This is a genomic window from Vibrio sp. TRT 17S01 (assembly GCF_050113695.1).
Taxonomy (GTDB): Bacteria; Pseudomonadota; Gammaproteobacteria; order Enterobacterales; family Vibrionaceae; genus Vibrio.
In genome coordinates this window covers 63,118-77,346 of sequence record NZ_JBNJOG010000008.1, presented here as the reverse complement: position 1 = coordinate 77,346, position 14,229 = coordinate 63,118, and the positions used below count along the sequence as shown (strand labels likewise).

Annotated in this window: 10 protein-coding genes and 3 tRNA genes; 9 read left to right on the top strand and 4 right to left on the bottom strand. The window is 44.2% G+C overall.

The genetic code is table 11. From position 1 onward, the window contains the following. Positions 1 to 23: 23 nt before the first annotated feature. Positions 24 to 1,409, bottom strand: a complete 1,386-nt coding sequence (locus ACQEXS_RS13830; protein ID WP_427014218.1) for an MATE family efflux transporter — start codon at positions 1,407 to 1,409, stop codon at positions 24 to 26. A gap of 95 nt (positions 1,410 to 1,504) precedes the next feature. On the opposite strand from ACQEXS_RS13830, the gene ACQEXS_RS13825 reads away from it, so the two are divergent. The 5 genes from ACQEXS_RS13825 (at position 1,505) to ACQEXS_RS13805 (ending at position 5,455) form a co-directional block, all read left to right on the top strand. Next, a complete protein-coding gene (locus tag ACQEXS_RS13825; protein ID WP_427014217.1) occupies positions 1,505 to 2,350 on the top strand; it encodes an AraC family transcriptional regulator in 846 nt (281 codons plus the stop codon). 161 nt (positions 2,351 to 2,511) lie between these two features. Continuing rightward, complete coding sequence (locus ACQEXS_RS13820) at positions 2,512 to 4,827, top strand: methyl-accepting chemotaxis protein (RefSeq protein ID WP_427014216.1); 2,316 nt, start codon at positions 2,512 to 2,514, stop codon at positions 4,825 to 4,827. Between the two features lie 300 nt (positions 4,828 to 5,127). Next, positions 5,128 to 5,201: transfer RNA gene (locus ACQEXS_RS13815), tRNA-Cys, on the top strand. 60 nt (positions 5,202 to 5,261) lie between these two features. Then, positions 5,262 to 5,348: transfer RNA gene (locus tag ACQEXS_RS13810), tRNA-Leu, on the top strand. A 33-nt stretch (positions 5,349 to 5,381) separates the two neighbouring features. Continuing rightward, positions 5,382 to 5,455 (top strand) — tRNA-Cys (locus ACQEXS_RS13805). Positions 5,456 to 5,472: 17 nt separating this feature from the next. Here the strand turns inward: ACQEXS_RS13805 and ACQEXS_RS13800 are convergent. Further along, on the bottom strand, positions 5,473 to 6,261 hold the full coding sequence (locus ACQEXS_RS13800) for an EAL domain-containing protein (protein ID WP_427011307.1): 789 nt from the start codon (positions 6,259 to 6,261) through the stop codon (positions 5,473 to 5,475). Positions 6,262 to 6,465: 204 nt separating this feature from the next. On the opposite strand from ACQEXS_RS13800, the gene ACQEXS_RS13795 reads away from it, so the two are divergent. Next, entirely contained in the window at positions 6,466 to 6,873 is a 408-nt protein-coding gene (locus ACQEXS_RS13795; protein ID WP_427014215.1) for a nitrous oxide-stimulated promoter family protein, read from the top strand. A gap of 13 nt (positions 6,874 to 6,886) precedes the next feature. Here the strand turns inward: ACQEXS_RS13795 and ACQEXS_RS13790 are convergent, their stop codons facing one another. Continuing rightward, positions 6,887 to 8,050, bottom strand: coding sequence for an MFS transporter (locus ACQEXS_RS13790; protein ID WP_427014214.1), 1,164 nt, complete (start codon positions 8,048 to 8,050; stop codon positions 6,887 to 6,889). A gap of 188 nt (positions 8,051 to 8,238) precedes the next feature. Beyond that, positions 8,239 to 8,673 (bottom strand): thioredoxin TrxC, encoded by a 435-nt coding sequence (gene trxC / locus ACQEXS_RS13785; protein WP_427011305.1) that lies wholly within the window; start codon positions 8,671 to 8,673, stop codon positions 8,239 to 8,241. Between the two features lie 155 nt (positions 8,674 to 8,828). On the opposite strand from trxC, the gene ACQEXS_RS13780 reads away from it, so the two are divergent. The 3 genes from ACQEXS_RS13780 to ACQEXS_RS13770 all read left to right on the top strand — a co-directional run bounded on the left by ACQEXS_RS13780 (position 8,829) and on the right by ACQEXS_RS13770 (position 14,215). Next, positions 8,829 to 9,914: a ketoacyl-ACP synthase III gene (locus tag ACQEXS_RS13780; RefSeq protein ID WP_427014213.1), complete on the top strand. Its 1,086-nt coding sequence runs from the start codon at positions 8,829 to 8,831 to the stop codon at positions 9,912 to 9,914. Between the two features lie 114 nt (positions 9,915 to 10,028). Beyond that, positions 10,029 to 11,174: an exonuclease SbcCD subunit D gene (locus ACQEXS_RS13775; RefSeq protein ID WP_427011303.1), complete on the top strand. Its 1,146-nt coding sequence runs from the start codon at positions 10,029 to 10,031 to the stop codon at positions 11,172 to 11,174. Further along, positions 11,174 to 14,215 carry an AAA family ATPase gene (locus ACQEXS_RS13770; RefSeq protein ID WP_427014212.1) on the top strand — a complete coding sequence of 1,014 codons (3,042 nt, stop codon included), beginning with the start codon at positions 11,174 to 11,176 and terminating at the stop codon, positions 14,213 to 14,215. Before ACQEXS_RS13775 ends, ACQEXS_RS13770 begins: the two co-directional genes overlap by 1 nt. The last annotated feature ends 14 nt before the right edge of the window (positions 14,216 to 14,229 follow it).

The window sequence follows — 14,229 nt, the reverse complement described above, 5'->3', positions numbered from 1 at the left end:
TGACGCCCTTAGGTGTGAGTTCCTTATGCACAGAGTGGTTCTTCATCATTAACTAAGTTATTAATCCACTTTTTGCTTCGAATACGATAGGTGGTCAAAATCAACTTGACGACTTCTTCAACAAGGATGATTAACATGACATATTCTAAAGGCCACCCTAGAATAATTCCCGTGATGTATGCGAGTGGGATACCAAATCCCCACTGACCAAATAAGTCAATGAAAATACTGTAATTAATATCTCCACCACTTTTTAATACGCCGCCGATCCCAACCATATTGAATACTTTCAACACCATACCAAACGCCATTATTAAGCAGATGTTGACGGCTGTTTGTACGTCATGAATTGGAGACTTCTCGAGCAACGTAAACAGCAAAGGTTTCGCGAGCAAAAAAAGGACCGCGAGCATTAATGCCAGTACGACGCTGATGATCACATACCACCATGCAGTATCAGAAACACGCTGGTAATTCTGTGCGCCAATTTCATTGCCAAGGACGATTGATGCTGCAACGGCAAATCCCATAAAGGCTGAGATCAAAACCCCTTCAATTGGCGTCAATAAAGAGACGATAGCGAGCTCTGATACCCCTAATTGCCCAATGATCACGTTATAAATGATCAACCCAAAAGCCCATGTTGTGTCATGTATGAACATTGGGGTTGCGACCTTTAAAAAGCGGCGACGATGGGAGGTTGTGAACGTTTGTAACCAATGTGTTTTTTCCGGCCAGAGCTGTTTAACTCGTTGATGCGCCAAATAAAACAACAGCACTGTTTGAGCGAGGCGAGATAAAAGGCTACCAATCGCGGCTCCCAAAACGCCTAGCTCAGGAAAACCAAATAGCCCAAAAATGAGTATGGCATTGAGTACTACATTAATGATGATGGCTAAGATGCTGACATAAGTAGGCAGTTTTGCTACTCCGACCGCTCTTAGTGCGCATTCAAGTGGAACGACCAAAACAGTAAAGACAAGACTTATGCCCGTGACGACCAGATAGTCCTTGGCCATCACAATGTAAGCCGGATCATCTGAGATGAAGGAAATAATCGCTTCTGGTGATAGTGCATAGCCAACAATAAAAGGGATAGTCACGAGTGAGGCGGCAAGCCAAGTCTGAGCCAACGTAACTTTTACACCATCCATATTATTAGCACCAAAGTATTGCGAAGCTAGTATGCTGACAGCGCCACTTATGCCAAAAATCATCACTAGATTAAAGAAGAAGATGCGGTTTCCCACGCCAACAGCCGCTGTGGCGGCTTCTCCTAGTTGGCTCACCATAAATATATCCACGACGCCAAGCAAAGAAAAAAGCATGGATTGCAAAGAGACAGGAACACCAATTTGAATGAGTTTTTGCCAAAATTTATAGTCAAGCGTTTGATGTGGGGGACGCATCGCATAACTCCTTAGAAAGTACAGAAAGGAGTGTATCGGTTTTTATGTATTCGGTATTTTTAAATTATATCTAAAACTTATGCAAAACTATCAAAATGGAAAAACAAGAGTGCTTTGAGATTTCAGATAAGACACAACATGAGTTCATCAGTTGTAACGAAGTGATGTCCATGGAAAGACTAGGGATTGTTCAATGTGGGATTGCGCATTGCCGTGAGCTATTTACGGTTTACCGAAAAAATCAGCATAAACACATGTTGCTTTACACTGTAAAAGGTAAAGGTTGGATCACCTGCAATTTAGACAAGCAAATTTTAGAGCCGGGTTCATTAGCCATCGTACCAGCAGGGTTAGAAAATGGCTTTAGTATAGAGGAGGAAGAGTGGCAAATTGCTTGGATTTTCCTTTCTCCAAATCATGACTGGAGTGCGTTAGTTGGGGAAGAATTCGAATATCACCTAACTTCTTTAGCAGAAGTTATCTACGCGAACGTGCTGCTGTTATTACGAGCAAGAAACTTGTCTGTCGAATTGAGTTGTGTGGTGATCGAAAACGCACTTAGCCAGATTGAACTGTTCTTGAAAGCGCCAAAGTTACAACGCCACTCTGATAAAAAAGCGCGTTTAAATCGGGTATTTGATACCGTACAAATGGCGCTTCACAGAGATTGGAATGTCGGCCAAATAGCAGCACTATACCCATGCTCCCCGCCGCATTTACATCGTCTTTGTCAGCAAACTTATGGACACAGCCCCAAGGTCCATATTACGCGGATGCGTATGGAATATGCTGCAAGGTTGTTAAGCTCGACTACGTGGGCAATCCAACACATCGGTGAAATTGTTGGTTATCCCATTGCTGCCAATTTCACAGCTCGCTTTAAAGCATGGTGCCATAAAACCCCCCGTCAATTTAGAAAGGAAAATTCGCGCATTCCTTAGTGAGCTTGTCACGATTGGTGTGATTGATAATTCGAAAATTCAGATATATGCGCCTAAACTCATTTTATTGAAATTACAATTCTAACAATAACGAGTCAGTTGGCATTTTCAATCAGTCATTGTGCTCCAAGCAAGAGGATATTGGAGCAGGGGTTTGGGATATGAAAATTGCCACTAAAATTGTTCTGGCGTGTACGGTGTTATGTGCTATCGGTGTTGTTATCACGGGTGGATTCATTGGATGGAAATCATCGGTGCTAGCTGAAGAGGCGTTGTATAATCGGGCGTCGCAACAACTCATCTCCGTTAGAGAAATCAAGAAAAATGAAATCCAACGTTACTTTGACCAGATAAGTGGTCAGGTAACGACACTCGCAGGATTAAAGTCGACACAGGAAGCGATGCTTGAATTTACTCAAGCTTTTAAAGCTTACCCCGCAAATCAAGTCTCATCTTCTGATATCACAAAACTCAATCAATACTATTCTAATCAGTTCGGTGCGACTTACAGAGAGTCCAATAATGGACAGTCAGCCAATGAGTCACAAAGGCTCTCGCAGATCCCAGAGATCGGCATAGCGCTCCAAGCCCGCTATATCGCAGTGAATCCAAATGGTCTGGGAGAGAAGCACCAGATGGAGAGTGACTCTTTAGGGACGGATTATGATGGGGTACATAAAAAACATCATCCTGGCATCAAATCGTTTCTTGAGCAGTTTGGCTACTACGACATATTTCTAGTGGATCTTGATGGGGATATTGTTTACTCCGTTTTTAAAGAACTCGATTTTGCTACTAACCTTACATCCGGTCCCTATCGGGACAGTGGTATTGCTGTTGCGTATCGTGAAGGAATGAAGAAAGGCAATGGTCAGTTCTATCTTGAAGATTTCTATCCTTATTATCCGTCGTATGAAGCGGCTGCCTCCTTTATATCTACGCCAGTCTTTACGCAAGGAAAGCGGTCAGGGGTTTTAATTTTTCAAATGCCAGTGGATGAGATCAATGCACTCATGACATTTGATGGCAAATGGCAATTTGCAGGGTTGGGCAATACCGGGGAGACCTATCTTGTTGGTCCGGATAAGTTAATGCGCAGCCAACCAAGGATGCTAATTGAAGACGACACTGCTTATTTTGAGGCTTTAAAAGCAACTGGCGTATCAAATGATTTGGTTACCCAGATTTCAGACAAAGGCTCTGCAATTGGGCGTCAAAGAGTCGATAGTGAAACCTTAACTCTTGCATTGACCGGGCAAAGTGGGATGAAACTGTCGACGAGCAGCACTTCTGGTAAGCCCGTATTTTCCGCTTATGCGCCAGTAACGGCTGCGGGTATGAAATGGGCAATTTTGACCGAATTAACAGTTGAGGAAGCCTTGAGAGATGTGGAAGTGTTGGTTGAGGCGGAAATTACTACTGCACTGATTTGTATTATGATCGTGGTTATTGCTGCGATTGCGCTGTCCTACATGGTTGGTAATAGTATTTCGCAACCTATTCGTCATGCCAGTGAACAAATCAAGGAGATCAGTCACAACAACGATTTGACATCGCGGTTAACGGTTAATGGTAAAGATGAAATGGCGGAACTGGCTGGCGCATTGAATACCTTGTTTGAGCATTTACAAGGAATGATCCGACAATTTGCTCAGGCAACAGATGCGTTAAATTCGAATACGCGCAGTATGTCTTCCAATATGAACAACACCCGTTCCGCGGTCTCTGAACAAAGTCATAAAGCAGACTCAGTCGCGACAGCTGTCAACCAAATGAGCGCGTCGATCGCTGAAGTCGCTCAGTTTGCTAACCGAGCAGCGGAATATGTCACCAATGCTAATCACACCGGGAATGAAGGTATGAAAATTGGTACCTCGCTGGGGGATGAAATTTCCCAACTCGACAATGAGATGAAAACAGCCGTTGAGGCAATTGAACGACTAAACGCGGAAAGTAATTCTATTGCAGAAGTGCTTGATGTAATTCAGGGCATCGCGGAGCAAACCAATCTATTGGCATTGAATGCAGCAATTGAAGCGGCTCGAGCAGGGGAGCAAGGTAGAGGCTTTGCTGTCGTTGCCGATGAGGTGAGATCGCTTGCCGGCCGTACTCAATCTTCCACTGAAGAGATAAGATCAAAGATTGATGCATTACAGAAAGAAACTCAAGGTGTCGCTCAGAGTATTCAACATGCCAACCAAACTGTGTCATCAGGTGTGGAAACCTGCCATCAAAATACCGATATGCTTGGGCAAATTGTTGACATGCTCAGTCAGCTGAATGAAATGACGACTCAAATTGCCGCAGCAGCGGCGGAACAAAAAGCCGTGACAGAAGACATCAGTGGCAGTATCACCTCGATTGCTGATGCATCAGGGGCCGTTTCTGAACAGGTAAATAACGTAGATGAAGTGATTCAAGATTTATCAGGTCAATCTGATGGCTTGAATAAAGAGATTGCTCAATTTAAGTATTAGTATTGAGTACAACTGCACCGCAGCAATTGTGATTTGTTGCGGTGTTTTTGTTTTTCGTAGTACTTACTCTGAGAGTTTAGGTGAGGTACACCGAGTTGAATGGTGTCACAATGTACAAATAACGGTAAGAGCCATCTCAATAGGTTGGGGGATTTGTAATCGCTTCGATCGAATTCGCACCCATTTGATGTAAAACCCAGCAATCAAACAGGAAAATGATTTTTTTGTTTGACTCTTTTCCTGCAATCCGTAAAGTATGCATCGAACGCAGCGGTGGGTAACTAAAGCGTTGAAAGGAAAGGCGCGTTGGCAGAGTGGCTATGCAGCGGATTGCAAATCCGTGGACCTCGGTTCGACTCCGGGACGCGCCTCCATTCGAATTTAAAGATGGTGTTTAACAAAACTCTTAAACGGCATCACAAAGAAATTTGTGTGCCCTGGTGGTGGAATTGGTAGACACAAGGGATTTAAAATCCCTCGGCGTTCGCGCTGTGCCGGTTCAAGTCCGGCCCGGGGCACCATCTCTCATTTGTTCATCCGAACAGAAAAAATAAGGCGCGTTGGCAGAGTGGCTATGCAGCGGATTGCAAATCCGTGGACCTCGGTTCGACTCCGGGACGCGCCTCCATTTTTGACTCAGTTTATTTAATTCCCAAATATATCCTTTAGATTCTGCGGTTTGCCAAGTAAGAAACCTTGGTAGTAGTGGATCTCGAGCTCTTGCATTTGCTTAAACTCTTTTGTTGTTTCAATGCCTTCTATGATCACGGGAACATTTAGTACGCGAGCATGCTGTAATACTTCAATGAGAGAGGCTGGGCGACCTTGGCAAAATGCCTGCAACAGTGAACGATCGACTTTAATGATGTCCGGTTTTATCAAACTGAGCCGTTTTATGTTGGATTCTCCCGCTCCAAAATCATCAATGGCAACTTGAAACCCCACCTGCTGCATATAATGTGTGGCAGAGGTTAATAGTTCATCTGCCATCGATTCTGTTTCAACTAATTCAAAAACAACACGGCTGGTATTGATGCCAAGTTCTTGCATACGCTTTAAAAGTAGCGTGGCATCGATGGCTTTTTGCATATTGTATTCACTTGAGATAGGCAACATGTTGAGAAATAGGGTGATATCAGTGCGGTTAAGAGTAGCGAAGTTTCGAAGATGGATAGCTCTACTGAGGCGGTCGACATTAAGGCAATCGATGAAGTCATTCTTTTGGGTATCTAAAACAAGGTTAGGAGGAATGAGCTTTTGAGTTTTAGTGCTAAAGACCCTCAGTAATGCTTCAAGGCCAATGAGTCGTCTTCGCCCATTAACAATGGGTTGAAAAACACTGCTCAACTCCAGCCCTTTATAGCGCGCTCGATGATTGCCCGTCTCATCGACATAACAGTGCTGGTTAAATGCCCCTCTGGAATTTAGTACCATCCCACTTCCCCTGATTTGCTAAGTATAATTGTTATTTTTATCGTTATAGTTGCGGGTATTGTAACCGATTGTTATGCAATAAACGAAGGACTTGGTCATATTGTCATCAGTTGGTTTTAATTGTTGTTTTTTCCAATCTAAATCAAAGTGCTGAATGAGTTGGGCTTCTAGACTTTTAATTATTGATTTCGATTGGCGCAGAATATGGATAAAAAGAGTTCGATGATATTACAGGGAGCATTGCTAACAGAGTTTAAGACTGTGACGGCGATGGTGAAGATCTATTGTCATGCTCATCATACTGAACATGAGGGGCGTGACGAACTGTGTGAAACGTGTGAAAGCCTGTTGGATTATGCAGAAATGCGACTTGACCGGTGTCCTTATGGCCAAAATAAACCAACGTGCAATCAGTGCCCAATTCATTGTTATAAGCCTGAGCCGAAGGAGCAAATGCGGCTAGTTATGCGATATTCAGGCCCCAGAATGTTACTACCACATCCCATCCTTGCGATTCGCCATTTAATTCATGAAAAGAGGAAGGTACCAGAGCAGCCGAGTAGTAATGTGTCAAATCGTTATTTAAGAAAGCGAAAAGAAAAAGGGGCCTAATATAGCCCCTTGTTTATTCTCCTGCCATGGCTTGGCGTTTGCTTTTCACGCTTGCAAGTAACATATAGATGCACGTTGCTAGCAATGTCGCGAACAGGTATCGCATTAAGCCGTGGTTGTCTGCCATAAACCAGTCTGCGGCAACAGGGCCAGCAACAGAGCCGACACTGTAGCTAAACAGCATTACTTGAGTTGCAGAGACGATATAGCTTGCATCTAATTTATCGCAACCAAGGTTGATAGCTACAGGGTAGATGGCGAATGTCGCCATACCAAGTATGAACAGGCCAAGCCCCAGCACGCGCAAATCTGAGAAAGCGCTGGTCAAAGCGATAGCGGCTACCCCTAACATACAAAACAGTGCCATCAGTAATGTTCTGCCTAAGTACTTAGATAACCATGGGACGATAGGTTGAACCGCCATGCCACCAAGAATGATTAAAGCCATTAAGCTGCCTAAATCCTGATGTTGGATCCCTCGGTTATCCAGCTCAAGAGGCATCAGGCCATAAATAGCGCCCAGTGTGAGGCCAGAAACAATACAACCAATAATTGCAGCGTGGTTTAACTTACCAATTTGTTTTAATGACAAAGGAATGCTGTGTTGGCTTTCTGGTTGATCGGACTCGCCAAATAGAAGTACGACAATTGCCATCAGAAGCAAAGTGAAAATAGCGATGAATGGCACGCCACCTTCAATGCCTAGCAAACCGATGCCGAGTTGCCCTAGTGAGCTGCCTCCATAAAGGGAACCCATATATAAACCTAGACGTTTTGCGCGAGAAGTTTCATCACCATGTAAAAGCCAAGACTCAACAATGACAAATACCCCAGCAACGGCAATACCGGCAATGAATCGCGCGCTGAGCCAAAGTGTAGCATTCGTAAAAATTGGCAATGCGATGATGGTTAAGATGAAAGCTGTTAAGCAATAGACAAAAGCATTGCGGTGGCCGACACGAGTGACGAGCGGTTCAATGATGGCGGCGCCAACTAACAAACCTGCATAAAAAACACTAGCAAGCCAGCTGGCTAAACTACTCTCCAACCCGTAATGCGGAAGCATCAACGGAATTAAGCTCATCAGATAACCAGATGCAACGGCATAAAGTGCTAATGCAATAACTGGCACGGTGATACGAGCTTTCACAGGTTCAGGAGAGAAGGTATTTTCCAACGTCGTCGCCTCAATGAATTGGTAGAAAAGTAATCAGAATTTGGCGCGACTATGGAGGGGATTATGGTTGAAGTACAACGAAAATTATTGAACTTGACGATAAATAATATTTATTGATGTCAATGGTGTATAAATAGGTGTAAAAGCCGCCGATTTATGCATTTAATGGCGGCATTTATTTGAGTGTGCTATTTGCTTATAGCCACGTTTAACCATTGCTGGAATTGGCTTTTAGGAAGGGCTCCGTTAATTACATCGACTCTTTTCCCACCTTTAAAAACCATAACGGTTGGAATGCTTCTAATTTGATATTTCATGGCTAGGTTTTGTTGTGCTTCAGTGTCAACCTTTACGAATCGTACCTTCTGTTTTTGCTCTACGGCCACATCAGCAAATACTGGGGCAAATCCAACGCATGGGTTACACCACGGTGCCCAGAAATCAACAACCACTGGTTGGTCGCTATTTAATATTGCATCGAAGTTTAAATCGGTACCTTCGACGGGTGCACCATCAAGCAGCTCTGATTGACACTTACCACATTTGGGAAGGTCCGATACTCTTTCTAAAGGAACTCGGTTCAGTCCTGAACAAGAAGGACAACGAGTGTTAAATGTAGACATGACTTTTCTCTCTTATAATGTAACTCAAATTAAGAACGAGTTTTTCAGGGCTTTCTTACAAGATAAGGTTTAGATTATTAATTTCAATAGGATGACACTCGGTAGTTTGGGTCGTTATACTCAATCCATAGCGAAAAAATAACAAAAGGTCCGCAATGTCTAATTTTTATGCCGAAATTACCGGGTGGGGGAAATGCTTACCACCTGCAACGCTGTCGAATGATGACTTAAGCACGTTCATTGATACTTCGGATGAGTGGATAAAAACACGTACTGGAATTGAAAATCGTCGTATCAGCCATGTGAACACCTCTGACATGGCAACAGTTGCCGCTCAGCATGCATTGGCTTGCGCAGGTTTAACCGCTGAAGATATTGATTTGGTGATCATTGCAACTTGCTCACCAGATTCCTTGATTCCAAATATTGCATCTAAAGTATCGCAAAACCTCGGGTTAAAAACGGCTACAGCATTTGATCTCAATGCTGCCTGTACGGGTTTTGTATACGGTTTGGAAACGGCCACTCGTTTAATCCAAGCGGGCAATTACCGCAATGCCATCGTTGTAGGTGCGGAAAGATTGTCGTTTTACATTGACTGGACAAAGCGTGACACCGCCGTGTTGTTCGGTGATGGTGCAGGTGCTGTTGTGCTTTCAAAAACTGAGAAACAAGTCGGTTTGCAACACGCTCAACTTGGTTGTGACTCTGCAGGGCGAGATATTCTTGCAGTGCCGAAATTCGGTACCTGCATGGATCGATTTGCGGCTGATAACGGCTACTGGGACTTTAATTTCGTCGGTAAAGAAATCTTTAAACGAGCAGTAAAAGGTATGGGGGCAGCAGCACACAGTGTGCTAACTCGAAGCAACCTCTCAACTGAAAATGTCGATGTAGTGATTCCACATCAAGCTAATATTCGCATTATCCAAACACTGTGTGATCTGTCAGGTATTGAGCAAGAAAAAGCCTTTGTGAATATTCACAATTACGGCAATACCTCAGCGGCAACCGTGCCAATTGCGCTATGTGAAGCGTTAGAGCAAGGGCGAGTAAAAGCCGGAGATAACCTTTTACTTGCGGCATTTGGCGCCGGATTAACATGGGGTGCTGGCCATATTAAATGGGGTGAGCGTGTGACGCCAATTGGCAAGAGTGATGCAACGCTACCAACATGCGACAGTACTGCACTAGAGCTACTGGAACACGCAATCGCGCACTGTAAAAGCCGAGCGGAATAATTCAGATTGTAATCAGTAAAAACTGCCACGTTTTTTGTGGCAGTTTTCGTTTATAACATTTGGCACTCAATGGTATCATTAGCGTCAATCGAATATGGATTTCACAGGGCGTTAATGAAGTTCCTTCACACTTCGGACTGGCATCTTGGCCGTCAATTTCACAACGTATCTCTTCTTAAAGATCAGCAAGCTGTTTTAAATCAAATCATTGCGTACCTAAGTCACAATGATGTTGATGCTGTAGTGGTTGCTGGTGATATTTACGATCGTTCTGTTCCTCCTACGGCTGCGATAGAAGTGTTGAACGACTTTATCAACCGAACGTGTAATGAACTCAATGTCCCTGTCATTCTTATCCCAGGAAATCACGATGGTGCTCAGCGATTAGGGTTTGCGTCTCGCCAGATGTCGGGGGCAGGTTTACATATACTGAGTACGTTTGAAGATATGCGTCAACCGGTGATCATCACGTCCCAACAAGCCGGTGACGTGGCCTTTTGGGGTATGCCATATAACGACCCTGAATTGGTACGTCATGCCTATCAAACGCCAGTTTCTACCCATGACGAAGCGCATAAGCAGTTAGTCGATGAGATCACCGAACATTTTTCTTCTGATCAGAAAAATGTCCTTATTAGTCATTGTTTTGTCGATGGGGCTATCGATTCTGAATCTGAGCGTCCGTTGTCGATTGGTGGTTCTGATAGGGTGAGTCATGAGCATTTTCTGCCATTTGATTATGTGGCGCTTGGGCATTTGCATCAACCTCAGAAAAAAGGTGAAGACTATATCCGTTATTCCGGCTCACTCATGAAATACAGCTTCTCTGAACAACATCAAAAGAAAGGGATGACGTTAGTCGAGTTGGATAAGTCTGGTTTTAAATCCGCTACTCATATCGATTTGGTGGCTCCTCACCAAATGCGCATTATTGAGGGAGAGCTTCAAGACATTATCGAACAAGGGCAAAAAGATCCTAATAGTCACGATTACATATTGGCTCGTCTGACGGATAAACATGCCATCTTGGACCCGATGGAGAAGCTGAGGAAATCGTATCCGAATGTGCTCCACCTAGAGAAACCCGGCATGTTAATTGGGGTTGAACAAGAGATGGGTAAAGCGCAGTTAGCAAGAAGTGAAATGGATATGTTTAAGGATTTTTTCACCGAAGCAAAGCAAGAAGCGTTAACAGAAGCTCAAGAAGCGGCCATGAATGAGATCATTGGTCAATTAACCCGCAAGCAAGAGAACGCATAATGAAGCCAATCAAATTAACCGTTCAAGCTTTTGGTCCATTCGCGGAGCGTGAAGTTATTGACTTTACATTGCTTGGCTCGGCACCTTTATTCTTGATCAATGGGCCTACTGGTTCTGGGAAAAGTACAATTCTTGATGCCATTTGTTTTGCTTTATACGGTGAAACTACTGGCAGTGAACGTACGGGCGACCAGATGCGTTGTGACCATGCGAAAGCGGAGTTGATGACGGAGGTCATTTTTGAGTTTGCGTTGGGTGAGAAACACTATCGCATTGAACGTAGCCCAGAGCAGCAGATCCCAAAAAAACGGGGAGAGGGAACAACTAAAAGAACACACTCAGCAACGTTGTTTTGTATCGACCATCAAGACGAAGAGTTAATTGCAAATAAACCCACCCCCGTCGCGAAGGCGATCGTAGAGTTAATTGGTTTAGACGTTAAACAATTTCGGCAAGTGATGGTGTTGCCTCAAGGAAAGTTCCGTGAACTGCTCATCGCAAATTCCAAGGAGCGTGAACAGATTTTTGGGCAGCTTTTTGCAACACACATTTATGTTGCTATTGAACGGGCATTGTTTGACCGTGCAGCGGGAATTCGCAAAGCGAAAGACGAGTTTGATAACCAAATTAAAGGCGTATTGGATGTCGTGAATGTGGACAGTGAAGAAGCGCTGCATGCATTACATCAGCAACAACTCCCACAATGTGAATTAGCAGAAAAAGAACTAGTAAAGACGCAAAAAGAGCTAGAGCAAGCACAGGCGAACGAGAAGCAGGCAGTCGAGCTGGTTAGTAAGTTTGACAACCTAGATCAGATGCTTGCCCAGCAAGCAACGCATTTGGCACAGCATGAGGCCCATGCTCAAAATAAATTGCGACGAGAAAATGCGTCAGCGGCAATCGCTCTGAATGTCGTACATGCTAGGTTGCAACAAACCAATCAAGAAGCCAAACATGTCTCTGAACAAGTGTGTAAAACCAAAGTCACGCTTGAAGCTGCCATTCAACAACTTGAAGTAAGCAATAATGCTTGGCTCCATGCAGCAGAGCAAGCCAAACAAGTACCTGAGCTCAATCAGCAGCTATACACATTAAAGGAAATCTCAGGCAAGTTTGCTGAGTTGGTGAAATCCGAGCAAATGGTGGCTAAAAGCAACCAATACATTTCTCAATTGAGTACTGAGAAGTCGGCGTTAGATAGAACGCATCAAAGCTTGGAGAAAAGTCTTGCTGAAAAACGCAGTGAGCTCGAGTCGGTAAAAGATGCTTACGCTACTATTCCGCTGAAGCAGCAGCAACTTGATGCCATCAACAGCCAACTAACGCTTGTTGTTCAAAAAGCAGAAACTGAAACTGCGCTTGAGAAGCAACAATTGCTTTTAAAGCAGCTTGAACAAGAGCAAATGCAAGCCCAACATCTTGTTGCCAAGGCGAAAGAAACGGCAGATCGTATCGAGTTTCATTGGCATAGCACTCAGGCTGCTCAACTTGCAAAACGCCTTGAACTAGGGGAGCCATGTCCTGTTTGTGGCAGTTGTGAGCACCCAAATCCAGCTCGTTTTACCTCTGAAGAAGTTACAAAAAAAGACGTTGAACAAGCGCGTTTAGAACAACAAAAGCATCAAGAGCAACTCGATACCGTCAGTGCTCGAGTTCAAAAAGGCATGCTGGTGGTGGCGAAAACTCAGCAATCGCTAGACAGCATTTTGCTCCAGCTTGGTGAAAGAGCAATAGAGACGAAAAAACAAGTTGCTGCGCAATTATCGATTTTAGACAATGAGTTAGCTCAGCTACGTCGCCTTAACCCTGAGCAGACTAACCAACAACTTGTGCAACTTGAAAGTCAGTTCACCAAAGTGAAGAGTGAATTGGATGAAAAAACGCAACAATTGAATGATGCGAATGTGTTGCTAGCGCGGCAGTTGGCGCAAGTCGACACTTATTCAAAAGGGATCCCGGCACAGTATCAAAAGCAGGAAGAGGTTACGGCTGCCATTTCACAAACAGAGCATTTGGTTAAGCAATATCTCGACACTGAACAAACGACGAAAACACATGCTGAGCGGGGAAAACAGAAAACGATTGAGCTGCAAGCAACATGTGATGAACTGAGTAAGCAATTAAATCGGACTCAAACTGAGGCAGAAGAGGCTCAGCGACTCTGGTTAGAAGCGCTTTCGAGCAGCCCGTTTTCAGATGAGCAAGCCTATCTTGCCGCCAAGTTAGATCCGCAGACACTGGCGCTGCTAGATGTTGAGATACAAACGTATGATGAGAAGTCTGCCAGTCTACGAGGCTCAATTGAAACGCTACAGAAAACACTTGAAGGCGCTTCAAAGCCTGAAGTAGAGATGTTGTCACAAGTAAGAGAGCAAGCCAATATTGCTCACCAACAGGCGCTGAACGCTTATTCTGAGGCTAAGTCTGTATTAGACCGTATCCAAGAAGTGCAAAAGAGATTAGTGGCCCTTTATGCGCAAAACGAGGCTCTTGAGAAAGAGTACCAAGTGATCGGCACTTTAAGTGATATCGCAAATGGTAAAACTGGGGCAAAAGTGAGCTTACACCGCTTTGTTCTTGGTGTGTTGTTGGATGATGTGCTTATTCAGGCCTCTCAACGTTTGCGGATCATGAGCAAAGGGCGATACGAGCTTCGTCGTAAGGAAGAACGTGCAAAAGGTAATGCAGGCTCAGGGCTTGACTTGATGGTGGAAGATGGCTACACCGGCAAGCTGAGAGATGTTGCGACCTTATCTGGCGGTGAATCGTTTATGGCGGCATTATCGTTAGCGTTAGGGCTTTCGGATGTGGTTCAGTCATACAGTGGCGGAATTCGACTGGACACACTGTTTATTGATGAAGGCTTTGGTAGTCTTGACCCAGAATCTTTGGATTTGGCAATCCAAACCTTAATCGATCTCCAGCAAGGCGGGCGAACGATCGGCGTGATTTCTCATGTCAGTGAGTTAAAAGAACAGATGTCACTGCGTGTTGATATTGAAGCCAGTCGAGTTGGAAGCCGAGTGAAAGTCGTTAGCTAGTAAAAACTAGTTAG

Excerpts from the sequence above, each read along its gene's own strand:
- ACQEXS_RS13820 (WP_427014216.1), top strand. The coding sequence starts at position 2,512 with ATGAAAATTGCCACTAAAATTGTTCTGGCGTGTACGGTGTTATGTGCT.
- trxC (WP_427011305.1), bottom strand. The coding sequence starts at position 8,673 with ATGTCTACATTTAACACTCGTTGTCCTTCTTGTTCAGGACTGAACCGA.
- ACQEXS_RS13825 (WP_427014217.1), top strand. The coding sequence starts at position 1,505 with ATGGAAAAACAAGAGTGCTTTGAGATTTCAGATAAGACACAACATGAG.
- ACQEXS_RS13795 (WP_427014215.1), top strand. The coding sequence starts at position 6,466 with ATGGATAAAAAGAGTTCGATGATATTACAGGGAGCATTGCTAACAGAG.
- ACQEXS_RS13770 (WP_427014212.1), top strand. The coding sequence starts at position 11,174 with ATGAAGCCAATCAAATTAACCGTTCAAGCTTTTGGTCCATTCGCGGAG.
- ACQEXS_RS13800 (WP_427011307.1), bottom strand. The coding sequence starts at position 6,261 with ATGGTACTAAATTCCAGAGGGGCATTTAACCAGCACTGTTATGTCGAT.
- ACQEXS_RS13830 (WP_427014218.1), bottom strand. The coding sequence starts at position 1,409 with ATGCGTCCCCCACATCAAACGCTTGACTATAAATTTTGGCAAAAACTC.
- ACQEXS_RS13775 (WP_427011303.1), top strand. The coding sequence starts at position 10,029 with ATGAAGTTCCTTCACACTTCGGACTGGCATCTTGGCCGTCAATTTCAC.
- ACQEXS_RS13780 (WP_427014213.1), top strand. The coding sequence starts at position 8,829 with ATGTCTAATTTTTATGCCGAAATTACCGGGTGGGGGAAATGCTTACCA.